At 47.0% G+C, this 25,731-nt stretch carries 28 protein-coding genes; 1 reads left to right on the forward strand and 27 read right to left on the reverse strand.

What is annotated here, in order from left to right:
- Positions 1-5: 5 nt before the first annotated feature.
- The 13 genes from dinG to ACFTRD_RS17390 form a co-directional block, all read right to left on the reverse strand.
- Positions 6-2,867: an ATP-dependent DNA helicase DinG gene (dinG, locus tag ACFTRD_RS17330; RefSeq protein WP_379382201.1), complete on the reverse strand. Its 2,862-nt coding sequence runs from the start codon at positions 2,865-2,867 to the stop codon at positions 6-8.
- Between the two features lie 143 nt (positions 2,868-3,010).
- Positions 3,011-3,658, reverse strand: a complete 648-nt coding sequence (locus ACFTRD_RS17335) for a tetratricopeptide repeat protein (RefSeq protein ID WP_379382203.1) — start codon at positions 3,656-3,658, stop codon at positions 3,011-3,013.
- Between the two features lie 93 nt (positions 3,659-3,751).
- Positions 3,752-4,135 carry an aspartate 1-decarboxylase gene (panD, locus tag ACFTRD_RS17340; RefSeq protein WP_379382206.1) on the reverse strand — a complete coding sequence of 128 codons (384 nt, stop codon included), beginning with the start codon at positions 4,133-4,135 and terminating at the stop codon, positions 3,752-3,754.
- A complete protein-coding gene (panC, locus tag ACFTRD_RS17345) occupies positions 4,128-5,024 on the reverse strand; it encodes a pantoate--beta-alanine ligase (RefSeq protein WP_379382208.1) in 897 nt (298 codons plus the stop codon). Before panC ends, panD begins: the two co-directional genes overlap by 8 nt.
- The gene (gene panB / locus ACFTRD_RS17350; protein WP_379382210.1) at positions 5,021-5,896 is read right to left on the reverse strand and encodes a 3-methyl-2-oxobutanoate hydroxymethyltransferase; all 876 of its coding nucleotides are present in this window, start codon (positions 5,894-5,896) and stop codon (positions 5,021-5,023) included. The genes panC and panB overlap by 4 nt, the downstream gene beginning before the upstream one ends.
- Before the next feature lie 335 nt (positions 5,897-6,231).
- Complete coding sequence (locus tag ACFTRD_RS17355; protein ID WP_379382212.1) at positions 6,232-7,209, reverse strand: biotin--[acetyl-CoA-carboxylase] ligase; 978 nt, start codon at positions 7,207-7,209, stop codon at positions 6,232-6,234.
- Positions 7,196-8,494, reverse strand: a complete 1,299-nt coding sequence (locus ACFTRD_RS17360) for a CCA tRNA nucleotidyltransferase (protein ID WP_379382214.1) — start codon at positions 8,492-8,494, stop codon at positions 7,196-7,198. Before ACFTRD_RS17360 ends, ACFTRD_RS17355 begins: the two co-directional genes overlap by 14 nt.
- A gap of 76 nt (positions 8,495-8,570) precedes the next feature.
- Complete coding sequence (bshA, locus tag ACFTRD_RS17365; RefSeq protein ID WP_379382216.1) at positions 8,571-9,731, reverse strand: N-acetyl-alpha-D-glucosaminyl L-malate synthase BshA; 1,161 nt, start codon at positions 9,729-9,731, stop codon at positions 8,571-8,573.
- A gap of 97 nt (positions 9,732-9,828) precedes the next feature.
- Positions 9,829-10,527, reverse strand: coding sequence for a bacillithiol biosynthesis deacetylase BshB1 (gene bshB1 / locus ACFTRD_RS17370; RefSeq protein ID WP_379382218.1), 699 nt, complete (start codon positions 10,525-10,527; stop codon positions 9,829-9,831).
- Positions 10,524-10,964, reverse strand: coding sequence for a methylglyoxal synthase (mgsA, locus tag ACFTRD_RS17375; RefSeq protein WP_192268319.1), 441 nt, complete (start codon positions 10,962-10,964; stop codon positions 10,524-10,526). The genes bshB1 and mgsA overlap by 4 nt, the downstream gene beginning before the upstream one ends.
- Before the next feature lie 196 nt (positions 10,965-11,160).
- The gene (gene dapB, locus ACFTRD_RS17380; protein ID WP_379382221.1) at positions 11,161-11,964 is read right to left on the reverse strand and encodes a 4-hydroxy-tetrahydrodipicolinate reductase; all 804 of its coding nucleotides are present in this window, start codon (positions 11,962-11,964) and stop codon (positions 11,161-11,163) included.
- An 82-nt stretch (positions 11,965-12,046) separates the two neighbouring features.
- Positions 12,047-12,571 carry a tetratricopeptide repeat protein gene (locus tag ACFTRD_RS17385; RefSeq protein ID WP_379382223.1) on the reverse strand — a complete coding sequence of 175 codons (525 nt, stop codon included), beginning with the start codon at positions 12,569-12,571 and terminating at the stop codon, positions 12,047-12,049.
- A 51-nt stretch (positions 12,572-12,622) separates the two neighbouring features.
- Positions 12,623-12,952 carry a nucleotide pyrophosphohydrolase gene (locus ACFTRD_RS17390; RefSeq protein WP_192268323.1) on the reverse strand — a complete coding sequence of 110 codons (330 nt, stop codon included), beginning with the start codon at positions 12,950-12,952 and terminating at the stop codon, positions 12,623-12,625.
- Positions 12,953-13,124: 172 nt separating this feature from the next.
- On the opposite strand from ACFTRD_RS17390, the gene ACFTRD_RS17395 reads away from it, so the two are divergent.
- Complete coding sequence (locus ACFTRD_RS17395) at positions 13,125-13,994, forward strand: YitT family protein (RefSeq protein ID WP_379382225.1); 870 nt, start codon at positions 13,125-13,127, stop codon at positions 13,992-13,994.
- 111 nt (positions 13,995-14,105) lie between these two features.
- Here the strand turns inward: ACFTRD_RS17395 and ACFTRD_RS17400 are convergent, their stop codons facing one another.
- The 14 genes from ACFTRD_RS17400 to hisC all read right to left on the reverse strand — a co-directional run bounded on the left by ACFTRD_RS17400 (position 14,106) and on the right by hisC (position 25,649).
- Complete coding sequence (locus ACFTRD_RS17400) at positions 14,106-14,975, reverse strand: sporulation protein YpjB (RefSeq protein ID WP_379382227.1); 870 nt, start codon at positions 14,973-14,975, stop codon at positions 14,106-14,108.
- Positions 14,976-15,041: 66 nt separating this feature from the next.
- A complete protein-coding gene (locus ACFTRD_RS17405) occupies positions 15,042-15,668 on the reverse strand; it encodes a DUF1405 domain-containing protein (protein WP_379382229.1) in 627 nt (208 codons plus the stop codon).
- A gap of 109 nt (positions 15,669-15,777) precedes the next feature.
- Positions 15,778-16,659, reverse strand: a complete 882-nt coding sequence (locus ACFTRD_RS17410) for a menaquinol-cytochrome c reductase cytochrome b/c subunit (RefSeq protein ID WP_379382231.1) — start codon at positions 16,657-16,659, stop codon at positions 15,778-15,780.
- Between the two features lie 21 nt (positions 16,660-16,680).
- Positions 16,681-17,352, reverse strand: a complete 672-nt coding sequence (gene qcrB / locus ACFTRD_RS17415; protein ID WP_017687726.1) for a menaquinol-cytochrome c reductase cytochrome b subunit — start codon at positions 17,350-17,352, stop codon at positions 16,681-16,683.
- Positions 17,353-17,367: 15 nt separating this feature from the next.
- Positions 17,368-17,910 (reverse strand): QcrA and Rieske domain-containing protein, encoded by a 543-nt coding sequence (locus ACFTRD_RS17420; protein WP_379382235.1) that lies wholly within the window; start codon positions 17,908-17,910, stop codon positions 17,368-17,370.
- 193 nt (positions 17,911-18,103) lie between these two features.
- Positions 18,104-18,562 carry a DUF2487 family protein gene (locus ACFTRD_RS17425; protein WP_379382236.1) on the reverse strand — a complete coding sequence of 153 codons (459 nt, stop codon included), beginning with the start codon at positions 18,560-18,562 and terminating at the stop codon, positions 18,104-18,106.
- A 136-nt stretch (positions 18,563-18,698) separates the two neighbouring features.
- Positions 18,699-18,878 (reverse strand): IDEAL domain-containing protein, encoded by a 180-nt coding sequence (locus tag ACFTRD_RS17430; RefSeq protein WP_024630643.1) that lies wholly within the window; start codon positions 18,876-18,878, stop codon positions 18,699-18,701.
- Between the two features lie 23 nt (positions 18,879-18,901).
- Positions 18,902-19,408 (reverse strand): gamma carbonic anhydrase family protein, encoded by a 507-nt coding sequence (locus ACFTRD_RS17435; protein ID WP_379382239.1) that lies wholly within the window; start codon positions 19,406-19,408, stop codon positions 18,902-18,904.
- A 44-nt stretch (positions 19,409-19,452) separates the two neighbouring features.
- Positions 19,453-20,571: a hypothetical protein gene (locus tag ACFTRD_RS17440; protein WP_379383100.1), complete on the reverse strand. Its 1,119-nt coding sequence runs from the start codon at positions 20,569-20,571 to the stop codon at positions 19,453-19,455.
- Positions 20,572-20,809: 238 nt separating this feature from the next.
- On the reverse strand, positions 20,810-21,409 hold the full coding sequence (locus ACFTRD_RS17445) for a histidine phosphatase family protein (RefSeq protein ID WP_379382241.1): 600 nt from the start codon (positions 21,407-21,409) through the stop codon (positions 20,810-20,812).
- A 40-nt stretch (positions 21,410-21,449) separates the two neighbouring features.
- Positions 21,450-22,085 (reverse strand): anti-sigma factor family protein, encoded by a 636-nt coding sequence (locus ACFTRD_RS17450; protein ID WP_192268343.1) that lies wholly within the window; start codon positions 22,083-22,085, stop codon positions 21,450-21,452.
- The gene (locus ACFTRD_RS17455) at positions 22,082-22,675 is read right to left on the reverse strand and encodes an RNA polymerase sigma factor (RefSeq protein WP_192268345.1); all 594 of its coding nucleotides are present in this window, start codon (positions 22,673-22,675) and stop codon (positions 22,082-22,084) included. The genes ACFTRD_RS17450 and ACFTRD_RS17455 overlap by 4 nt, the downstream gene beginning before the upstream one ends.
- A 751-nt stretch (positions 22,676-23,426) precedes the next feature.
- Entirely contained in the window at positions 23,427-24,521 is a 1,095-nt protein-coding gene (locus ACFTRD_RS17460; RefSeq protein ID WP_379382244.1) for a prephenate dehydrogenase, read from the reverse strand.
- A gap of 27 nt (positions 24,522-24,548) precedes the next feature.
- A complete protein-coding gene (gene hisC / locus ACFTRD_RS17465; protein ID WP_379382246.1) occupies positions 24,549-25,649 on the reverse strand; it encodes a histidinol-phosphate transaminase in 1,101 nt (366 codons plus the stop codon).
- Positions 25,650-25,731 lie beyond the last annotated feature (82 nt).

The raw sequence follows: 25,731 nt of genomic DNA on the forward strand, positions 1-25,731 counted from the left end.
GTCTGTTATTGTTGTTCCCCGGCTGGCTTATCGAGCCATTCCGTAATTCGCGAAACCATCTGTTCCGCAAGCATATGCTCCATTTTGGGTCCTGGTAATGAATATAAAAAGTACTTGCCATAATAGGCTTCAATGACGCGTGTATCGTATACGATCACGATGCCTCTGTCTTGACCTGTGCGAACCAGCCTACCGAAACCCTGTTTGAAACGAATGACCGCTTGCGGCACAGACAGCTTCATAAACGGATTTTTCTTCTGCTCTTGCAAAAGCTCGCTCTTCGCTTCCACCAATGGATGATTCGGCGGTTGAAAAGGAAGTCTGACAATGGCTAGACAAGTCAATGCCTCTCCCGGAATGTCCACCCCTTCCCAGAAGCTGCTTGTGCCAAGAAGCACCGTAGCTTTTGCGTCCTGGAACCGGCGTGTCAATTTGGAACGGCTGCCGCTGTCCACCCCTTGACCCAATAATGAGATATCGTTGCCGGACAACGCCTCTTTGAGTGGATCATAGACCTGTCGCAGCATGCGGTAGGATGTAAACAACACCATCATGCGGCCACGAGTGGCAATGGCCGTTTCTGCGAGTGAGTGTACAAGCATATTCACAAAGTGGGCATCACCAACACTGCCCTTCACGCTCGGGAAATCACGTGGAATAACAAGCAGGGCCTGTTCACGATAGTTGAAGGGTGACGGCAGCATGGACGTCAACAGACGGTTATTCTCGGAAGCTTCCTGCAAGCCAAGCTGCTCAATCATGAATTGAAATGACTTGTCAACCGAAAGCGTAGCCGATGTAAGCACAACGCTTTTCTTTTTATCAAAGAACATTTCCTTTAATTGTGCACTGACATCTACAGGAACAGCATACAATTGCAGCGATTTACTGCGGAACTGGCCGCTGGCTTCCATCCAATAAACGGTTTTGGTATCATCCATCCGCATGAAGAAACGCAGATTATCCTTGATCGTTGCCAAGTCCTTTAGCAGACCAGAGATATCCGTAATCAAACTATCGGACTGATAATCATCCTGATCTTCTTTCACTTCAAGCAGCAACTTGTCGCCTTTACGGATTAAGTCACCGAGGGTTACATAAATCTGGTTTTCAGCCTCCTGCAATTCCTGCCATTTGGCTGGTTTTTGCGAAGGCTTCAGTCGAAGAGAGAACTGTCCTGTCTCGCCTGGAGAAGCATCAGATCGTTCAGGCAACAAGCCGAATAGAGTATCGCTCAATCGATCCCACATCTCTTTGACTTCAACCGCAAGCGGGAACATCTGATCAATCATGGAGCCCCATTGTACCGAGTTTTCATGACCCGACAATTGGGAACGAAGCATGGGAAGTTGGCCGCTGCGGCTATCTTTAAACAGCCGGGTCAGTGTATGAACCAACGTGAAATATTTCATATGCAGACCAAGATGCTTACCCGCCACGTCCTCCAAATGATGTGCTTCATCAATGACCAGACTTTCGTAGGCTGGCAGCAGTTGATGCGCTGCTTTGACATCGGTAAACAATTTAGAGTGATTCGTAATGACAATATCGGATAACCCTGCTTCATGTTTGGCCCGATGGTAGAAACATTTGCGGAACCAAGGACAGGAGCGCCCGAGACAAGACTCCGATTCACTCTGTACCGTCTCCCAAAAGTCTCCCCCGCGTCCGCTGAGGTTGAGCTCCTCATCGTCACCTGTCTCCGTCTGCGTAAGCCATACAATCATCTGAGCCGCAGTAAAGTAATCCTCTTTTGGTGTGGCGAATTCACGTTTATTGATTTTGTGTTCAAATTTGCGCAGGCACAGATAGTGCCCACGTCCCTTAAACACCGCTGCCTTAAACGGGAAAGGAACCACTTTCGTCAGCAGGGGAATATCCCGCTCTCTCAATTGCTCCTGCAGGTTGATGGTATGTGTGCTGACCATGACTTTCTGATCTTGCTTCACACTCTCGTAAATGGCCGGCAGCAGATAACCAAGTGATTTACCTGTACCTGTTCCAGCCTCAATCAACAGGTGTTTTTCTTCGTCCAAGGCTTGTCGTACACTGCTGAACATCTGAGTTTGCGCCTCGCGCTCCTCATAATGATCCAGCGTTTCCTTCAAGTTATCTCGGACCTGATCCATATACTGTTCAAAACTGACGCCTTCCAGGGGATTCCCTTCCCGCTCGTCCCGTGGTGCACCAATCTCTGTCCAGTCACTCACGTTTAGGGCAAGCTGTCGGTAATACGTATGACCATCCAGATCCTGAATGGGCTCAGCTTCCTTCTCTGTGCGCATCCCGTCGAAGAACCAACCCAAGTCACTATCCTCCGGTGCAAACAGGTCACTGAGGCGCTGAATCGTTATAAGCGGTAATGTACGTAACTCATCGAAACATTTTAGAAGCACATAAGCTGTCGCAAGTGCATCACTATCTGCCTGATGAGGTCGGTCATGCTGAAATCCAAATTCGGAAGATACATAACCGAGTTGATACGAACCCAGTGAGGGGAACGTGATCTTCAGAAAATCAATCGTATCCAGAATACGGCCGGTGAACGGCAAATAGCCGCAGCGATCCAATGCATTTTGAAGAAAATGAAAATCAAATGCAACGTTATGTCCAACAAGAACCACGTCATCAAGCAGCGGAACCATCTCCATCATCATCTCTTCCAATGAGGGAGCATCCGCCACATCTTCGTTGGTAATACCGGTTAACCCCGTTATAAACGGAGGAATCGGCACATCCGGATTCACATAAGAACTATATATTTGAGTTATGCTGTAGTCATGATCTATGATGGCAAGCCCGGCTTGTATAATCTCACCGTCGGACTGCGTGCCGGTTGTTTCGAAATCCAATACGGCAAATTTCATTGCAATGTACGGTCCCTTCCATTCCAGTCTATGTTACAGCATAGCAAAAAAAAGGGCATTTGAAAATTAACTGACAAAAAAAGGCGGTGTCCCCGCCGCTATGCCAGAGGAGGGAACACCGTCTTCTTGCCGCCAAACGGCTCTTAGTTCAGGGCCGTCAGCTGATTTGCATATTGCAATTGTCCGTTGTTCAATCGACATGCCTCCATGTTATACAACGGTTCGGTCAACGTCGGGTCATACTGAAGCGCCTGTGCAAACAGGGAACATGCACCATCAAGGTTCGTGAGCTTGGCCTCAATACAGCCCAGGACGTTACATACCAGCCCTTTTAATCTCGGCGATCCATTTAAATGCATAATACGCTGCAAGTGTATTCCAGCTTCTGAAGTTTGCTCCAAATGAAGATGAGCCAAAGCCAGGTAAAAACGAGTCAGTGCGCTTTCCGGATGGTCGGTCACAACCCTCGAAAATTGCATAATCGCCTGTGGATACATCTGCAATTTGAAATATCCCTGACCGCGACTGAAACATTCCAGATGGAGTTCCGGCAAAGCGGTCACAGCTTCCTGTTCAGGTTCAAGAGAAGCAGGCTTAACCATTTCCTGCTCCCTTACCTGACTCATTTTTTCTTCAAACATCAGCCACTCATCAATCATCCCGTCACTCATCCGCTTCAGTAAATTCCACTTTTGAAGCAGCTCCTGTTTGTTTAGGCCTTCAGCAGAAGGGTAGCGCTTGATAATTTCATCTAACATGTCGTTCATTTCTGCGAAAACATGCTGGAACATCGATGCATCCCCACCCTTGAAAAAATGGATTAGTGCAGTGACCTGTACTCATTTTTTGTAGAATGGACCGATTTCATTCCCCTTACCAGTCGATTACATAATCGTCGCGTGAACTTCCTGCTTCATCGTTTGTACAGGTTTATTCTGTCCATCCACGAAGACCACAGTAGGCTTGTGATTATTTGCCTCTTCTTGAGACATCATTGCATATGAAATGATAATGATGTTATCGCCAGGCTGTACCAGGCGGGCAGCAGCTCCATTAAGACAGATAACACCACTTCCCCGCGGTCCTGGAATGACATATGTTTCCAGACGAGCACCATTATTGTTGTTCACAATCTGAACTTTCTCATTCTCCATCAGATCGGATGTTTCCATCAGGTCTTCATCGATGGTAATGCTACCCACATAATTCAGGTTTGCTTCCGTAACGGTTGCCCGGTGGATTTTGGATTTCATTAATGTTCTAAACATGGGACAGTACCTCCGATAGTTGCAGCCTTATATTGTCAATTAATCTTGTTTTGCCGAATTTTACTGCAAGTGCAATCAACAGATCGTCACGACCATGAACTTTTTCCTGATCTGCAAGTGGCTCCAGGCTTGGAAAAGACTGAATTTCAGCGTAATCAATGACGGCCAGCCGTGAACGTTCAATATTCTGACGCAATATACTGCGGATTTCTGCCGCTGTTGTCGCGCTGACTGCATCTACAGCTTCTTGAGCCTTACGTAGTGCTTTGGACAGTACCAGCGCTTCCTGACGTTGTTCAGCGCTCAAATATACGTTACGCGAGCTAAGCGCCAAGCCATCATTCTCACGAATGATAGGACAAGGGACAATCTCTACTGCCATATTTAAATCGTTAACCATTTGCTGGATAACAGCAACTTGCTGAGCATCTTTCATGCCAAAAAAGGCACGCTGTGGCTGCACAATATTAAACAATTTCGATACAACCGTAGTCACTCCATCAAAATGTCCGGGGCGGGAAGCACCACACAAGCGATCTGTTAGACGGGAAACGGATATAGTCGTTTGTGTCGGCTGTGGATACATCTCTTCAACAGAGGGAATAAATACGATATCCACCCCTTGTGCACGAGCTGTTTCTACATCCCTCGCTTCATCTCGGGGGTAGCTCTCAAAGTCTTCATTCGGACCAAATTGAATCGGATTAACAAAGATGCTCAATACCACAATATCGCTTTGTTGTTTGGCAGCAAGCATCAAGCTGGCATGGCCTTCATGAAGAAATCCCATCGTAGGCACCAGTCCAACAACAGGCTCTCTGGACCGAATCGACTGACGTTGCAAGCTGATTTCTTGTCTTAATTCTGCGATTGTCCGTATCACTTTCATACGCTCGTCTCCACCTTTTCTTTACGATGTCCGTACAATTGATCCAGAACGCCGTCAGCGGCGGTAAATACGTGCTCTTCAGCTGGGAAGGAGCGATCCTTGACTTCTTTCACATAGGACTCAATGCTATTGCGAATCAGTGTTCCTACGTCTCCATATGTTTTTACAAAGCGTTTTGGCGTATAAGGGGAAGCGTACTGAACCACATCATGGAATACGAGTACCTGACCATCACATCCTCTACCTGCTCCAATGCCAATTGTAGGGATAGAAAGTTCTTCTGAGATGGCTCTTGCCACTTCTTCGGTAACCAGTTCAAGTACTATGCCGAAAGCTCCAGCCGCTTCAAGCGCCTTGGCTTCGTCCATGAGACGTCTGGCATCCGCAGCATCCTTGCCCTGAATGCGATAACCGCCAATTTGATTCACGGATTGCGGAGTCAGTCCAATATGTCCAAGAACGGGTACACCGGCTTGCACTACTGCTTTTACCGTATCCGCTATTTCGACACCGCCTTCCATCTTGACCGCATGTGCATGACCTTCCTGCATTAAACGACGCACACCTTTAAGTGTCTCATCTACACTGCCATGGTACGTCATGAAGGGCATGTCAGCCACGATAAACGTATTTCCTGCACCACGCACGACAGAGCGTGTATGGTACACCATATCGTCGATCGTAACAGGCAAGGTGGAGTTGTACCCCAGCACCACATTTCCCAGTGAATCACCGACCAGAATCAGATCAATACCTGCTTCCTCTGCCAATTGGGCTGTCGGGTAATCGTAAGCCGTGATCATACTTAGCGGCACGCCGTCCTGCTTATATTTTTTCATTTTCACAATATTCAATGCTTGTTTATTTCCCATCTTCTTCATGGCTCCTCTCACCTTTTCAATTTAAACGCAACAAAAAAACCTTTTAGTTTTCCACTAAAAAGTCCCGAAAAGTCAAAAAAGAGTCACTTGCGATCGTCCCTTCTGTCTCGGTCCTCTTCGGCTCAGAGCAGAATCCAACAACTCACTTTACTACCATTCGTTCATGCCTTATTGCTGCACAATTTGAAGCAGAACAAAGCATACTATCGCCGGAGTGCAATTCGGTCTGCATTAGCCGATATCGCCTCACGAACATAGTATACCAAAGTTCTGCTCAAACTTCACGTTTTATGTTTCATTTTACCTGTGTAATTTCGACATAATGTTTAATCTACCAGCGAAACTTCACCTGAGTACACGGATACCCGTTCGCCGTTTTGCTTCTCCACAATCAGAGCTCCAGAAGGATCAAGACCTATTGCCATCCCTTCGAGACCGCCCTGTGGATTAACCACCTTAATCTCACGATTCATTGAAACGGATAAGGCTTCCCAAAGCGAAGAGATTACCCCGAATCCTTCTTTCTGGTACAAGAAATACAGATGTTCCAATTCTGAGAGAATGGCTGCTGCAAGTTTGGTCCGATCTATGGATTGACCAGTCTCCATCTTAAGCGAAGTTGCAATCGACTTGAGATCCTCTGGATAATCCTTGGGGTCAAAATTAACGTCTACCCCTATTCCTGCAATACAGTATCGTACTTCATGGTCTTCAACCGTTGATTCAAGCAGGATTCCACACACCTTACGACCATTAATCAATAGATCATTGGGCCACTTGATCCCAGCGTCAGCGCCTGTGCAAGCGCGAATGGCACGACACACTGCCACACCTGTGAGTAGCGTTAACTGGGGTGTGTTTTGCAGCGCAAGCTCAGGACGCATCAGTACACTCATCCAGATCCCTCTTCCAGGTGGAGAAAACCATTTACGACCAAAGCGACCGCGCCCACCTGTCTGTTCTTCCGCCAGCACAACTGCCCCTTCACTCTGCCCCTGTTCAGCCATGTGCTGAACATCCCCTTGGGTGGATAAGGTGGAATGAAGGATTAAGGCTTTCCGGCCAAACACCGTTGTTTTCAGCGCCAGCTGTAACGCCGTTGCATCAATGCTGTCCGGTTTGGTAACCAAGCGATATCCTTTGCGAGATACGGCTTCAAACTCATAACCCATGTCACGCAGTTTGTTAATATGTTTCCACACGGCCGTTCGGCTAATGGACAGATTGCGACTGATTTCTTCACCAGACACAAACTCTCCTTCTGCATTCAGTAACATATGTAACAGTTCTTCATGCTTTGTCATCTGCAGACACCCGCTTCACTTCGTTAGTCAGCACTTCATGCTGATTCTTTATATTACCAATCGCCGTCTCTTTCAAGAGATATTTCATCAACTGTCCCAGCCAAGGTCCGCCCTTGCGCCCAAGCAACTGCAAAATGTTTTCACCGGTAATATGCAGATCTTTCATTTCATGTACCTTCATGGATTGACTCCATGCAGCACCATTGAATTGTATCGCATCGATCTGTCCTTCAAGCAATCCCCCTTGTTCCCGCCAACCTGATGGGAGTAAGGGTTGAATCATGAGCCAGTCCTCTGTTGCCTGACGCCCGCAAGACAACACCGTAACGATCCATTCGGCTCGCAGTGTCTCTTCGTCCTTCTGTTCCTGAACGAGAGACTTCACCTGTTGTTCCACCTCAAGAACTCCGGTCATGCGAGAGCGATCGTCGTTAGAAAATGTCCATTTCCGAAGTAAAGCATCTGCTTCATCTCTGGTAAAATGTCCTGCAATAAGCAGTATCGACCAGCGTAATAGAACGTTCTCACCCTTCAATTGTTCCATATTGGATAAGAGAATTTGATTAAATCGTTCCACGTGAACAGATGCCTTGACATACTCCAGTGCCTGACTTCGGCGCAGCAATTCCAGACCTCTCAGCGGATGGGCGCCTGCCATCATTTTGACCATCTCGGTTCGAACCCGTTCCATGGCAATATGTTGCAGGAGATCTTTCTGTCGAACCAATCCCTTCCAGGTGTTGTGGGCAATTTTGAAATCGAATACCGAAGCAAAACGAACGCACCGGAGCATCCGCAGCGCATCTTCACCAAAACGCTCATTGGCTGATCCCACACATCTGACCCGTTCATCCTGAATGTCCGTCTGTCCGCCAAAAGGATCAACGATATTTCCGTTTCGGTCCATGGCAAGTGCATTCATCGTGAAATCACGCCGTTGCAGATCTTCCTTGATATCCTGGACAAAGTGAACCGCAGTCGGCCTTCGATTGTCCTTATATTCAGATTCTGTACGAAAAGTCGTAACCTCAAAGTAATAGCCTCCTGATCGAACGGTAACCGTTCCATGCTGGAGGCCTGTTGGAATACAATCCGCGAACAGTTCCATGACTTGCTCAGGAGAAGCAGACGTAGTGATATCCATATCATCCACACTGCGTTTCATAAGCTCATCACGGACACAGCCACCGACCCAGTAGGCTTCGTACCCTTTTTCATTCAATGTTCGAAGCACCTGCTCGCTTTGTCTTGCCATTTCATGGTCTACCTGTGTCCATTGAACCACTTACTATCACCTCATGACTACCTGTTGCTTGGGTATGGCTTACACAGAACTATTTCCACGGTGAACTATCTGAGAATTAGCCACAAACGGGCTTCAGATTCGGGACTTCACGTCCCAGCACCCGGTAGTATATTTGTTCATATTCATGCCGTATCGCATCGTTGCAGAAATCATGATGGGCCCGTCTCAAACATGCCTCTCTGAAGTCCGCTGTCAAACGGTCGTCTGTCAACAAGCGAATCGTGTTCTCTGCCATCGATTGTGTGTCGCCAATCGGAGACAAAAATCCGGTCTTGCCGTGCAATACCAGTTCAGGTATACCCCCTGCCAGTGATCCAATGGTAGGTACACCACAAGCCATAGCTTCGAGCGCCACCAGTCCGAAACTTTCCTTCTCCGATGGCAGCATAAGTACATCAGCCATCGAAATGACTTGAGCAATATCATCCTGCTTACCTAGAAAATGAACCTTGTCATTCAGTCCAAGCTCATTAATCTTCCATTGAATCTTCGGCAAGTCAGGTCCTTCTCCAACAAACAGCAGTTTAGCAGGCATTTGTTCCTGTACCTGACGGAACACCTCTACCACATCCTGCGTTCTCTTCACAGGACGGAAGTTGGAGATATGCATCAGTATTTTTTCGTGAGGTGCTGCGAAATCTCTACGCAGATTTGCTGCATCCCTCGGATAATAAATTCTTTTATCTATAAAGTTATAAGTCAGGTCAATTGGACGCCTTATATCGAGCAATTCAACCGTTTCACGAATCAAGTCCTGGGATACCGCTGTGACGGCATCACTCTCATTAATGGCAAGTCGAATAAGATCCTTCAAAGACTCATCCTGTGCCAGTACGGTAATATCCGTACCATGTAACGTTGTAACTACCTTCAGGTCCTCACCCACCATTTGTTTTGCCAAAAAGGCACACACGGCGTGTGGTACTGCATAATGCACATGCAGCAGGTCCAGTTTCTGTGATTTGGCTACTTGAGCCATTTTCGTTGCCAATGACAGATCATAAGGCGGATAACGAAATACGTAATAATCGTTGACTTCAACTTCATGATAAAAAATATTTTTCTGAAATGTACCCAGTCTGAACGGGATACTATTAGCAATAAAGTGAACCTGGTGACCCTGTTCGGCAAGCAACTTGCCCAGCTCCGTTGCGACAACGCCAGACCCTCCGAGGGACGGATAACAGGTGATCCCAATCTTTAGCTTTTGATCCATCCGGTGGACGCTCCTTTAATCTCCCGCATGTGCAGGTTGATATAATGCAACGGAAGTGCAACTAATATATATTCATACGAGCAAGCTCGATCATCTATTACTTGGCTGCTAGGCCAAACTGATTAACCACATAAGGCGTGATACTTGCGAACCCTTCCGCATAAGGAATAAAGCTACGCTGGCCCAGCAAGGAATCCCGGGCTCTCACACGTTCAATATATCCTTGATTGAGCAGAGTGGAAACTGCACCTTCTCCCCGTTCAAATTGGGAACGATAACTGAGCAACGAATGTTCCTTTTGCTCATAGTATTCCGTAATATCCACAATCAAATCCGTTGGCCCGATATCGTTGATAAAGTAAAAATACAATTCTTTCACCTGAACAGCGGGCATGTCCGGCATATAATTTCTAAGCTTGGCGTTGAATACGGCCTCCTGTACAAGCTTGCTGCACATCACATGGTCCGGATGGCGATCCTCCCAATAGGGAGCAAACACGATTCGGGGTGCATGACGGCGTATCTCGGCAGTTACTGCCTGAATGTGTTCAGGGGTAACATGCAGTCCCCTGTCAGGCAAACCAAGATTGCTTCGACACGAAAGACCGAGGACGCGGGAGGCTTGCTCCGCTTCCTCGGCTCTGCGCTCTACTGTCCCGTTCGATGACATCTCTGCCCGGGTCAGATCACACACACCAACTTTCAGTCCTGCAGCAGTATGTTTGGCAATCGTTCCTGCCATTCCAATCTCTGCATCATCCGCATGTGCACCAAATATGAGAATGTCCAAACTCATTGAGCATCACCCGAATTTAATCCGCCCTCTGGCTTGTATTTATGTACAAGCTCTCTCCAGCCAAAATCGCCGCGATCCAGCGCTTTAACGAGAATCTCAGCAGTTGCGATGTTCGTGGCAAGTGGAATACCCTGCACATCGCAGAGACGCAGCAAAGCGTTAATATCTGGTTCGTGAGGTTGTGCCATCAGTGGATCACGCAGGAATATAATCAGATCCATCTCATTTTGTGCAACCAAAGCTCCGATCTGTTGATCCCCGCCCAGCGGGCCGGATTCAAAACGGTGTATCTGTAATGAGGTTCCTTCCATAATACGCAGGCCGGTTGTGCCGGTAGAGTATAGTTGATGGTCTGTAAATACAGGTTCGTAAGCTGTCACGAAGTTAACCATCTCTTCCTTTTTGCGATCATGGGCAATAAATGCGATTTTCAACATGACAATCTCCTTTTAGTGTGTGTTCAAAAAGTCAGGTTTTCAGCACCAAGAAGGTTGGATGAAGCTAGGGACTGAGTAGCGGAGCGTAGGCGAACCTACGTGAGCAACGGAAGGCCCGGCTGAATTCAAGATTCGATGTCGTATCCGCTTCTCGAGTGACCTCGTGATCAAAAGTTGACTTTTTGAACTACCTCTTTTAGTCGATAAAGTGATCAAATCCGTAGATGAGTCCTGTATATTCCATAACCTTTTGTACTCCAATTTTAACACCAGGCATGTAACCTGCCCGTTCATAGGAGTCATGACGAATTTTGAGGGATTGGCCAAAATCTCCAAATACCACTTCCTGCTGGGCGAATACACCCGGCAAACGTACACTGTGAATTCGGAATCCATTATAATATCCGCCACGCGATCCTTCGATCGTCTCTTCTTCATTCGGATTACCCTGACGAATTTCCTCACGGTTTGCCGCAATCAGCTCGGCTGTTTTGATTGCTGTACCTGAAGGAGCATCCAGCTTTTGATCGCCGTGATATTCGATGATCTCGACATTTGGCATATGTTTGGCAGCCTGTGCGGCAAACCTCATCATCAAAATAGCACCGATTGAGAAGTTCGGGGCAATTAACCCTCCAATGCCTTTCTCCTGACACTGCTTGTCCAGCTGTTCAATCTGCTCCGGCGTAAAGCCGGTAACACCCATAACAGGTCTGACCCCATGACGGATTGCAATCTCTGTATGGGCAAAGGCATATTGGGGGACAGTGAAGTCCACCATAACCTGTGGTTTTGTCTCTGCAAAAGCCATCTCGATATCGTCGGTCAAAAGCACCCCACATTCAGGCAGACCGACAAGTGTTCCAGCATCCGTGCCTATGCCGGAGCGGTTGACCGCTGCTGCGAGTTCCAGTTCAGGATCTTGAAGCACCAATTTCACTACTTCACGGCCCATCCGGCCAGCCGCTCCAATCACGGCAACTCGTATTACTTCACTCATCTTGACTGCATCTCCTCACTATGTTGGCTCAATCGGCTGAATCCATTTCATTACAAATCCCTTACACCCGTGAAATGGATTCTTATTGTATAGACTTCATACGCTGCTTAATTTCCTGTAACAATTGATGCAGCTGCACATTCTGCGGGTCCAATAACAGTGCGTCACGAACGGACCTGGTTGCAAGGTCGAACTCATTCAGATCGCTGTATGCAAGAGAAAGCATGATTTGCGCTTCAACATATAACGGGTCAAGTTTAACCGCCCGTCTCAGCAAATCGGCCGCCTGAACATATCGTTCATGCGTTCCGTCCCCTGCCTGTTCAAGCAGTACCTTAGCCTGAGTGCTGAGCTGTTTGGCTTCCAGGGTCTGTAAATGCAATACATACTCCTCTATGCCCTGAGACAGCTCAACTGCCTTACGAGCGTATTCAAGCGCTTGACTCAGATGCTGACTGCGGGCATGCGTAATGGAACAACGATAATAGAGTTCCGCATGTTCCGGGTGAGCATCGATGGCGGATTCAAACCAACGAATCGCCTGCTCAAAATCATTTTGCAAAATACAGCGGTATGCTTGCTGCATATACTCTTCCGGTTTCATCATCCAAGCTGTCCCTCCCCATTGAGGTGATGGTACAGCATATGTAATCTACGCCTAATCGGTGTTTTTTGGTGTCCACCGATTTGCATCGCGTGTGTTAAATTTATGCATGACTTTGTCATGTGCCTCTGCCAGATCAATCCCTAGAGAGTTCGCAAAACAAATCGTGATAAATAAAATGTCCCCGAGCTCAAGCTCAATGGAATTTTCTGCTTCGGAAGATTTTTTCGGTTTTTCGCCGAACTCATGATTGACTTCCCTCGCAAGTTCTCCCACCTCTTCGGACATCCGAGCCAGCATGGCCAGCGGACTGAAATATCCTTCTTTGAACTGGGAAATATATAGATCAACCTCACGCTGCATTTCTGCAATGCTTTTCTCCATGAGAACGGATTCTCCTTTTGAAATTGTGTCGTATTTGTACCTAATATATCAGTTATTTAGATTCACTTCCACCATCATAAACGACAAATCATTTTTAAAGAATCGATAAACAGGTATACTAAGGTGGGAATGATTGCTTTCACATTCTAATTTGCAAATGGAGAGGGAACTTATGAGCACTTCCAAAACCTGGGTTCAGTTCAAAATGATTCTTCCCATCCTGTTGGGAACCGCATTATACGCCTTTGGACTTCTGTATTTCATCATTCCCAATCAGCTCATGGAAGGCGGGGTAACGGGAATTACGGTCCTGCTGAATTATGCGTTCGGCATCTCTCCTTCACTAACAACCTTAATTGTTAACATTCCGCTCTTTCTGATTGGGCTCAAAATTCTGGGCGGTAGACAGATGATCTATACAGGGGTTGGTATTGGAGCACTTACAGTGTTCCTATGGTTGTTCGAAAAATGGATTCAGATCGGCTGGATCCAGCCGCTACATACCGAGAATGATCTTCTGCTTGCGGCATTATATGCCGGGGTCACCCTGGGCGCAGGGCTTGGCATCGTATTTCGCTGGGGCGGAACAACAGGCGGCTCTGACATCATTGCCCGGATTCTCAATCGAAAATATGGATGGAGTATGGGTCGTGTATTGCTGGGTATCGATTTCATCATTATTGGCATTTCGCTCATATACATTCCAAAAGAAAAAATACTATATACGTTGGTAGCTGTATTTATCGCCTCTAAAGTGATCGACTTTATTCAGGAAGGAGCATACTCTGCCCGCGCATTTATGATTATCAGTGACCACGCCCCGGAAATTGCAGACCTGATTACCCGTGATATGGATCGCGGCGTAACACTCATTCCAGCTGTTGGTGCCTATTCAAAACAGGCCAAACATGTAGCCTATTGTGTCATTTCCAGGCAAGAATTCAGACGTTTACAGACGATTGTGCGCTCCGTTGATCCCAGGGCCTTCGTCATCATCAGCGATGTCCACGATGTGCATGGAGAAGGGTTTAAGGAAAGTTGATCCAGATTGCTGAAAAAACCTCGAATCATAAGAACAGAGCCAGCGAATTGGCCATTCTTGTGAATCGGGGTTTTTCTATTTGTCTATTTTTTCTATTGTTTTTGATTAAATTCAGCGGCGAAAAGGAAAGATCCCCTGCTGCTGCGCCCGGTATTTACGGTAACCCGCATAACCAAGCGCTGCTACAATCACGGAACTAATGAACAATCCGGCCGCCCTGCGGTTGGGACCTTCAACAAATGGTACAAAAGCACTTTCGTCCTTTTCCCGACCAAACAACTGGTTCACCAGCTCTTCACCATGAACGACCATACTTTTCAATTGGGCAATGTCGGGTTTCTTGGCCGTAGTCAGACCCTTTGTATGCGATAGCCAGGCGTCAAGCTGGGCAATTTCGTAGGGTTCACGGCGGATCATAGCCGCAGGGCGGATAGTCTCATAATGCTCCTCCAGCAAGGCGTATCGGCTCGCTATGATTGCCGCACTTTGCTGTTGATCTGCCGCGGTTGATAACGCGTCGAGATCATTTTTCACAATTTTATAATACTGGAGCCATAAAGGTTTGGCTGGATTAGCAAGACTGTCCGCTGCAAGCCGAAGTTTGGCAGAGGCCTGCTGGAGTGACGCATCATCACTTTTAACCCGGACGGCGGCTTCTTTCACTTCAACAATGGTTTCGGATAGGGCGTGTATGCCTTCTACTGTCGTCTGACCCTCAAAGGATATATGCTCCAGACCTTTACTGATTCGCAAAATACTGCCTCTCACTTCCTCAATATCATGATCGAGGGCATGTCGATACAGTTGCGCCGCTTCTTCATTCAATTGCTCTATTGAATTTTTGACAGAGACTTGCTTACCCTTTTCTCCGTTAACCCCACTACTTTCCGCTGATACGCTGTATGACAAGTTCGTCCAGAACAGCAGAGCCATGAACGACACCACCATTAATCCAGTTTTGATCCTGAACGTTCTCTTCATGGACATCCCTCCCACCATCAATGTATGGCAGGGTACAGCTCCTTAGAACAAGCTTGCTTTATGAAACTAGGCTCGTCTTGCCTGTCTCAAGGCCACCCATGCACACAGAATGCTCACCAGCGTCAGTCCTACAGTGAAATTGCGCACACCATCCAGTTGATCCATCAGTGACGCAGGCAGCCATGGGAAAATGTCATAGGTATAATCCACTGTATCATTTAGCAAAGTCCACAATCCGGCAATCACCAGAGCTCCCCAGCGGAAACCGAAGAACCGCACATACAGCAAAGCCTCGATGGCCATGGCGCTATGCGATGCAATTAACATCCAATCCTGCCAGTTTTGCGAACCTCCTTGCATCCAGCCTGCAAATATAATGGAAACCGCCCATACACCATACTTCACCGAAGTAACCACTGCGAGGGCCTGAATGACATGTCCGATCCGGTTCAGGATTCTGGACTGCGGCTTATACAAAACCCACAATAAAGACAATGTGAAGAACAAGCTCGCTGTCGGACTATCCGGCACAAACACAATCTGCCACAAGGGTTGCCGCGCCAATGTATACTCCAATTGATCCCCGTACCATATGTATCCGTACACCGTTCCCACTGCATTACACCAAAATAAAAGCCACAGGAAATAACGGTTCGTTAGAAATTCCCGGCTCCAGAAATACGATAAAGCCACGTTCTCTGCCCCTTCCTTCATATGTGTTCTGCTTCCAGAGGTATTGCTAAAAAACACTTCAAAAAAACCTGACCGCATAAACGATCAGGTTTCATTGGTTATTTCGATTCTACTGTTCCGCCTTTTGTTTCGCAAGCCATTCCGCCAAGTGATTGATGTCATCATCCGACAGCCCTTGGGCAATAGCATTGTCATACTGAGCAGGCATGCTGTTATATCCTTCTTTGATAATCGTCAGGATTTCTTCCTGGCTGTGTTTATCACCTACACCGCGAAGTGAAGGTCCGCCTGCTCCCTTCATGTCGGCGGCATGACATCCGATACAACCGGCCTTTTTGAAGGTTTCCATTGCCGGATCATCCTTGTCTACGATTGCCACTTCTTGTTTCTGACCTGGCGCATTCGACGTAGGAAGACCCTGCTCGTGTTTCTCCCGCGCTTCTTCTTCACGCTGAATATGTTCCGGCTTCTGACCGCTTGCTTCCAACTCATGCTCGTAATGCGTCCACGCCACGTTAGTCAGATAGATTACGGACATCACCGACAGAATCATAAGCGATGATGCAATGGGGCGTCTGTAGAAACGCCGCTCTTTGCCTGTATCCAGAAATGGTGCGAGCAACAGGGCGCCGAAAGCAACTCCGCTGACCCCCAGTACCCCCAACAGGACGTAATCACCCGAGGCATACGGGTATTTCAAATACTGGTACAGAAAAAGGAAATACCAGTCCGGCATCGGAATAACCGATGCACTTGGATTGGCCGGATAGCCCAAAGGTGCAGGCTCCGAAATCGTTAATACCAGAATACCAACCAGCACAACGACACCAACCATCCATTCCTTTAGCAAGAAGTTAGGAATAAAAGCCTCTGATTTGCCGGGATACGCCGTGTAGTCCGGTGGAGTAATAAACCCCGCCCCTTTACGGACGCGTGAATCCCCAACGAAGATAATCTTTTCCTGGTCATCCGACTTGTGTCCGTGAGCCATGTCGATTCCTCCCTTCTCAGATTATAGTGGTCCCGAAATGCCCTGTCTGCGGATCATAATAAAGTGTCCGACCAGAAGCACCAGAAGCACAGCGGGGAGGAAGAATACGTGCAGGGCAAAGAACCGTGTTAACGTCTGTGCACCTACAATGGTTCCGCCTTGCAGGAACTCTTTAATGATCGGCCCCAGCCAAGGAACCGTGTTCGCTATCTCCAAAGTAACCTTGGTTGCAAAGTAGGCTTTATTATCCCATGGCAGCAAGTACCCGGTAAGCCCCAGACCCAGCATGACAAAAAAGATCAGCATGCCGACAACCCAGTTCATTTCGCGCGGTGCTTTGTAAGAGCCGGTAAAGAACACACGCATCGTATGTAAGAACATCATTACGATAACCAGACTGGCTCCCCAATGGTGCATACCGCGTACAATTTGGCCGAAGGCTACTTTGGTCTGCAAATACTCGACACTGGCGTAAGCATTAATAATATCAGGCACATAGTACATCGTCAGGAACATTCCTGACAAAATCTGAATTACAGTGATAAAGAACGTCAATCCACCAAAGCAGTAAACGAATGCGGAAAAGTGATGAGCCGGGTTAACGTGCTCTGGAACTTCATGATCCGCAACGTCCCTCCAAATTGGCGTGATATCGAGACGCTCGTCAATCCAGTCATAGACATTTTTAAACATCTGCGTTCACGCCTCCTATTTGACTCGGGTGTTCGGAACAATGTCGCCCAGATAAACCCAGCCCTGTTCTTCTTTAACCACATACTCATCCAGTGGCTTCGGGGCTACGGCAAGATTCTTGCCTTCTTTGTCATAGTGCGCGCCATGGCAGGGGCAATGATATTCATCAGGGTACTGTTTATCGCTATTCCAACCTACGGTACAACCCAAATGTTTACAAATGGGTGAAAGCGCATAAATTTTACCCTGTTCATCTTTCCTGATCCAGGCGATTAACGAAGCATTGCTCAAATACCAGCCGTCTTGTTGCTGCAGTTCAAACGTAAATTCTTGAGGTTCATTCGTAATTTTGCTAATTTCTGCTACTTTGACAGAGGTGCCTTCTCCCTTGTGCTGCAAAATCGGGTCCACCGCAAAACGGACCATAGGGAGTATTGCACCGGCGGCCATGTAGGCGGTAGCTCCACCAAGCGTGTACGTCAAAAACTGCCTGCGTGACATTTCCATGCGGCTTGGCAATTTCATCGAAGCTTCGTGCTGGTCATGCTCACTGCTCATACTGTCTCCAACCCCCTTTTTCAGCCAACTCTCTCAATCGTTTTCATTATCAGAAATTCCACGACTTACTAGAACATACATAATCATATAGTAGCCCTAGAACACCGTCAAGAATTTGTCACACATTTTTAAGGTACATTTGTAAGCGTTATTAAAAAAGTGTTGGTAAATTGTCACATTTGTCACAGGAAGGTCACCTTTTCCATAACTCACGGATTTTTTCCCCGACAAAACGCGCAATTTCGTCTTCTCCCACCTCTTGAGTCAAAATGGAGCGACTTAAAACCAAATCTGCGGAAGGAATTTCAGCTTTTTCCAATACACCATCTGATGACATTACAACCACATATTTGAAACCGGAAGATTTAAGTTGTTCGCATAAGGTATTTAATGCCATTGACATCTCTGGATATGTGTAATGGAATGCAGGGTAAGTCATGATCCGTCCTTTGAAAGGAATCTCCACCATATCCAAAAAATCTCTTAGCCGCTCCAGCGCTTCCGTCGCTTCAACCGGAGACCGCTCGCCATTAAGGGCTGTATATGGGATAAGGCATGTATCCAGATAGAGTTGCAGTTCAGCCCAGCTGTCTTGAGTCATCTCACTGAATTTCAATTCCCTAATTCCCCTCTCTATCCATTTTATTCCCATATTATATATGACCCTATTTTATAAATCCAGAGATTCGTGTAGAACGGGTACTTGAGAACCATTTATGAGGTTTTTCATAAACAAAAAAAGAGATGCGTTTTCACGTATCTCTTTTATTTTTATTTTGATATGCTCATCAGTTTATGGCCTTCAGTTCATCCGTCAGATTCCGGAAAGCTACTTCGTCTCCGGTAGCCAACGCCTTGTCGATTTCCATATACAGCTTCTCACTGCGCTGTTTACGAAGCGCGTCGTCCCACACCATCTCAGCAGCCAGCCCCAACATGACTTCATACGTAACTTTCATTTTATCCAATAGGATGCACCTCCAAAACGGATTTAAGAGCTCCTATATTCCTTTCCTTTGGCAACATAACCTAGTGTAGTTCTTGACATCCGCTCAAGGTCTGCATCAGTCAACTCACGTATCACTTTGGCTGGTGTACCCAAAGCAAGGGTATAGGGCGGAATTTTAGTATTTTCAGTGACTACAGAACCGGCCCCGATCAGCGTATATTCGCCAATTTCGGTTCCATTGAGAAGGATGGCTCCCATACCAATCAACGAACCTGTTCCAATACGACAACCATGGATGATCGCAGAATGTCCTACCGATACATCGTCCTCCAAGATCAAAGGCTGACCTGTGTTGACATGCCCAACAGCATTGTCCTGTATATTACAACGTCGTCCAATTACAATCGGCGCTAGATCAGCCCGCAGCACAGCATTGAACCAGACTGAAGACTCTTCCCCCATAGTGAGATCACCTATAAGCTTGGCACCTTCAGCCATATATACCGAAGGGTGTAACTGCGGTTGAATACCTTGGTACGGAATTATCATTCGTATCACTCCTTAATTTGGGAGTGATTTTAGCAACTTGTCCTTCAATTGTCAAACATGACAGGTGTAATGTCCTTGGACAGCGAGCGACAAGATGACGCAAGGCGTGAACCCCATGCTGTCATTTGTATCGTTCGTCCATCCGTATGCTCCCCAATTCGAAGCATACCTAGATGAAGCATCATTTTGAGTACCCTGTTGTCATAAATCGTCTCTGCAGTGTCGTAGTAGAACGGCTGAATGAAAGGACCTATCTGGCGGAACAATGACTCTGCTGTTGACCAGCCGGCTGCACATTCCCCTGTCCAGTACACGATAGAGGACAGATTGGGAATAGCACCTTTATAAAGTCTTAACCAAAACCTAAATAGCTGTATCATCTCGGCTGTTTTCTCTGCCCCCAGCTTGTCTTCTCCTGATGGGGACAATTTCAGCATGCCATGGTCCTCACGTACCAGACGATGGTGAAATGCGTAGTCATAGATGAAGGCAAATCGGTCGGGGTAGTCTTTGAACGAACGACCATACCCGAATCTCCATCCAGCTTTCCCGACCAGTGCTTCACTCACATGCAGATGCTCCATGATCTGCTGCTGAGAACGCCGATACATCATGCCTTCTGCATTTAGAGCAATTTCCTGCTGCTGGACAAATTGCAGAAACAGCTTGAGATCTTCCGCGAGAAGATGGTATTCATCCCTGTACACGGAAGGCTCGCTTGTCTGTACAACACCTGCCTTCAGGTGAGTGGCTAGTACATCCCGGAATCTCATTTGCAAATCCTGGGGTACCTGATACAGGTATCTGGTCTGTTGAGTTGTGCCATTGAACAACCATCCGCTCTTCGTAAAGCGTACGATAAGATCACGAGGACTGGCTCCAGCCTCACTATCTTTTTTGTCCATCGACTGGCGAGCAATGGCGACGAGCTCCTCCATCCCGAAATATTGCCGGGCATCAAACAGCAAGTTGTTCAAAAATCGCAGATCTACTTGATTCAATTCGCGAACCTGCTGTTCGAAAAAAGGTCTGCTGCCCAATGTAGTGAGGATGCTCTGGATGAGTTCATGTTTGGAATTGGGCTTGCACTCGCATTGATAATAGTCTGCTATTCGATTAAGCTGGCCGATATCGGCAAAAGTAAGCATATCCGCTAGATTCATGGGTCCATCGCCTCGCCCGCTGACTACTTTTTGGCTGATGATTCGGGGCCTGAAGTAGTTTGGTTTTGTAAACATCGTTGACGGAATTCCCACGATCTAAACCTCTTTTTTTGGAAATCTTTTATGTTTTAACCATACTATGCCTGAAGTAGCCTTCTCAGAAGGAAAATGAGAGGTTCAAATTCATATAGAATCATGGTTTATATACCTGTAACGCAAAAAAAACAACCCGAGTCTATTACTCAGGTTGTTTCGCCAGATCCAATGTAAGGTGCCTTGTACAGTTATAGAGCAATGGACTCCAATCCTCACGTTCCTTCTCCAGGATGGTGAGCGACAGGTTACCAATTCGTTCCGTATAGCGGTCTTTATACAAAGCTGAAAGCAGATTGGCAAGGAAAGCGCCATGAGAGACAATCAGCACATTATTGTCCTGATAGGCTTCCCATAAATCCTCCAGAAAGCTCAAAGCACGTGTTTGAATATCAGCAATCTGTTCCTGTCCCAAATCCAGCGTCTCCCAGGCAGTGCCCCAACGAGTGACACGTTCTTCGGATGTTAGACCTTCAATCTGACCAAAGGCCCTCTCCTTCAAACGTGCATCTGGCTCCAACAAGGGAACATTTAGAAGCCCGGAGATAATCTCTCCTGTCTCCTGAGCCCGGGATAGCCCACTTGTAATGATATGGTCCCAGCGATATTCTTCGGAGAGCAAACGTCTTCCCAGACGCATTGCTTGCTCACGACCTTCTGCATTCAGAGGTATGTCTGTCTGACCCTGAATACGTCCTGCCGCATTCCAGTCGGTTAGACCGTGACGAATAAGCCCAATCCTCATCTCATCCCTCATTTCTCTATACGGTGAACGAAAGCCTTAGCTAAGCACGTGCACCTTGTTTGCGTTTGTTTGTTGTACGATGCATACGTCCAAGAGAGAACAACGCCATACCTATTGCGAGCAATGACAGCGCCATCCAATACTGAGGATAGGCCGGCCCCATGCTCACAACGAAGGGCTCAATAATACTCCCTCTGTCCGCTCCCGTCATATTATACTTGTACACACCAGAAGAAGAAGGTTCACTCCCTGCCACCCCGGTCTCCAAAATACCCGTAGAGACCACTCTGGTCTGTTCAGCTTCCGATACATCTGGCTTAAACATCGCCATGTACAGAAAGCTGCATAAAAAAATTGCCAGGAACGCAGCAATCCACAAAGACATATGCTTGCGGATCACAGCAGAAAAACGATTCACCTTTGCCTCTTCCGGCAATAGCCATGGAGACTCCGCATAGATCCGGTCCATAACATTACGGTTTACTTTCTCTGCTTGTTGTTCTGTCACTGGGACCGGTATGCTGTGCAGCAGAAACTGAGCTTCTTCCCAGACTTCAAATTGCTGCGAGCACTCTTCACAACCAGCGAGATGAGCATGAAATGCAATCCGCTGAGGATGAGCTTCCGGCAAGTCCCAGACCAGTGCAAACAGTTCCTGGGCTTCATTGCAATTCATCGGTTCTTCATCCCTTCATATGGCTCGTAGACCGGTTCGAAGAAATAAGGTTCCAATTGAGTTTTTACGCTTGACCTTGCTCTGAACAATAACGATTTCACAGAACTGACGCTCTGCCCAAGAATATTTGCAATCTCCTGGTAGTCTAGTTGATCATACTCACGGAGTATAATGGCAGAACGCTGCTTCTCCGGCAAATTGTTAATCGCATCCCTAACCAGCATCACCCGCTCACTGCGCAATACAGCATGCTCTGGCGCGTTCTCGGAAGGAGCGATTGGTACAATACCGCTCTCTTCGAGTGGAATACTCCCGCTGCGCTGTTTGCGAAGCTCACTCAGTACCGTATTTCTCGCTATGGTATACAACCAGGTTGAGAATGAGGCATCCACCTCTCGGAATGAGTGCAGACTGCGGAACGCCTTATAGAAAGTCTCAGAACAGAGATCTTCCGCAAGCAGCTCCATATTGGAACTTTTCAACATATGATATACGAAAGCCAGTATTTTACGCTGATAACGACTCATCAGCTCGGAATATAACTCCAGGTTACCTTCCTTGATCTCTCGAATCAACTGGGAATCCGTCATTTGAGTGCGACCCCTCCTCGCCCATCCATGTGCTTCTCCCCGTTCGACTCTATCCATGTATTACCGAACAGGCACAAAAAAGTTGCGGTTCTCACCGCATAAAACAGCGTTCAGTACCTTAACAGGCCTTCCCGCCAAAATCCCCTATGTAATGGCAATTTCCCCAACGTTTCTACATTAACAGTATTTATTGTACAACGGTCTGCATCATCCTGGCAAATCCAGTGCTCCTCATCGCAGCCCGACCTGTCATTCATATGCGCCATTTTTCGCCTGTATGACTTCAATTTGAGCCAATTTATACTAGCCAATATACATTAGACGAATAGACTCCCGAAAAAGTTGAAGAGAATAATCATGATTTGAAAATTTCTCATCGTTTCTTTAGTATAGTTCATCGCTTATTATAACTTAATTTTGCGTTACCTTGGTCAAACGAATGTATTTCAAACCATAGAACCACCGAGTCAGTGAATTTTCAACTATACTTCGAATAAGGATTAAATCCCCTGAATTTACGAAATCTATAATTAATTCAAACAATTTTACTTAAAGTGTTGACAAAATGAAAACGTATACATATAATAAAAGTACAGTATGGTTTCTCTCCACTCCTATCCAATAACTGTATTGCTCCACGTGAGCAATGGCCGCTTATGTAAGCGGTCTTTTTTTTGTCCTTTTTTTGTCACGTACTGTAACAACTCGTTAACAACACAAAAAGGAGGGCTTATCGCCCCCTTTCATTTTGCTAAACCCACACCTGATACCCAAGAGAATCCAGCAATGTCCTGGCACGTTCCATATCCTCTTCCTGGCGGAAAGACAAACGCATAATGCCTGGAACATCGACCCGGTTCTCAATAATCTCCATATTACTTAAGTTAATATCATTCGCCCCAAGCTCGGTGGCAATCTTTCCGATCATCCCCGGCGCATCCTGCACATCCGTATAAAGATCAAACAAAGACGAGATCATACCTTTCCGTCGTTCAGGCAACACGCTGCGGAACTCGCGTGCCTGTCGGAACGCCTCTTCAATGCCCTCACCATTCTGTTGCTCCAGCATATCGGTGAAAGCGGTCATCTGGCCATTCCAGTCCTTCAGCAAGCCCAACAGCACCTCACGGTTGCTCAACAGGATATCTCTCCAGACAATGGCATCACTGGAGGCAATCCGGGTAATATCTCGGAATCCGCCTGCAGCCAGCATTTTATACAGAGGGTTCGATTCATTATATTCACGTACCTGATTCACCAGCGCCACTGCAATAACATGTGGCAAATGGCTGATCGCCCCCACAATATCATCGTGCAGCATAGGCTCTACTCGAACAATCTGGGCACGTGTATACGCAAGAAGATCAGATAATTTGCCATAGGCTTCCTCAGGCACATGTTCTGAAGGGGTCAAAACATAATAAGCATTCTCGAATAACACAGCTGAGGCAGCATCCACACCAGCACGCTCCGATCCGGCCATCGGATGACCGCCGATAAAGTATGCATCACTCATGCGGACATGTTCAGCACATGCTGCAATGGAAGCCTTGGTGCTTCCAACATCCGTAATAATGCATCCCTTTTTCAAGGAAAGCTTGGATAGTTTTTCGAAGTAGGTTTCCAGAAGACCTACAGGTACACACAAAAAAATAAAGTCAGCATCCTCTACCGCTTCCTCCAAAGAAAGCGTAGCATCATCCACTACTCCGCTTGTTATGTACTTGTCCTTCAGTTCAGGCAGGTGAGCATAGCCCATCACCGATATACCTGGCTTGCCTTTGAAGCAAAGCGCAAGTGATCCGCCGATGAGCCCTACACCGATCATTGCAATTTTTAGTTTCATGGGTCCTCACTCTTTTCATCGCCAGTATTAAGGGCGTGCTACCGCCTTCTCAGCCAGCGTGTTCTCCAGTGCCGTGACAAATGCACGATTCTGTTCTGATGTTCCGACGGACACACGAATGTACGTTGGGTATTTATCGAATCCAGCACGAACAATAATGCCTTGCTTGAGCAAGGATTGGAACGCATCCCGGGATGGCATACCGACATCAACCAAAATGAAGTTCCCCTGCGAAGGGAAAAATGGAAGTCCCAAGTGCGTGAATTCATTTTGCAAATAATCGCGCTCCGTTGCATTCCGTTCCGAGCACGCTTGAACAAAAGCCTGATCCTCAAGTGCAGCCTTTGCCGCAACTTGACCGATACGTGAAGTATTAAACGGCTCACGCACACGATTAATGAGATCAATCACTTCCGGACGTGCAACACCATATCCAATACGTAATGATGCCAGTCCATAGATTTTGGAGAATGTCCGCAAAATGACCAGGTTAGGATAACGCTCAATCATAGGAATACTTTGTGGATAAGCCTCATCTGTTACAAATTCATAATAAGCTTCATCCAGCACAACCATGACATGAGAAGGCACACGGTCCATAAATGCAGTGAATTCCTGCTCTGAGATGATTGTACCCGTTGGGTTATTCGGATTACACACCCAAACCGCTTTCGTCTTATCATTAATTTGTGACAGCATAGAGGTCAGATCATGAGTTCCATCTTTGAGCGGCACTTCAATGCTGACAGCACCTTCGATGTCTGCGTTGCTTTTGTATACGGAGAACGTCTGGTCCGCCATGATGTTCTCGTCTCCCGGGAGGAAGAATGCACGAGTAATCAACGCAATGACCTCATCCGATCCACAGCCAAAGATCAGATTATTCCGTTCCACACCAAGATGCTTAGCGAGCACTTCGGTCAGTTCTGCGGAACTGCCATCCGGATATATGCTAACATTGACCAACTCTTTGGTGATTGCCTCAAGTGCAGCAGGTGAACTACCGTATGGGTTCTCGTTGGAAGCCAGCTTAATCACTTGCTCCAAACCCAATTCACGTTTTACTTCTTCAATCGGTTTGCCCGGCTGATATACAGGCAAATTGACAATCTGGGACTTCGGTTTCAACCCGACCGCCTCCTGTTCGCTAAAATAGTTATGGACATGCTCAGCACGTTGCTGAGCATGTCCCAAGGATATAACATGATTT

Source organism: Paenibacillus sp. NPDC056933, assembly GCF_042674385.1.
Lineage (GTDB): Bacteria > Bacillota > Bacilli > Paenibacillales > Paenibacillaceae > Paenibacillus.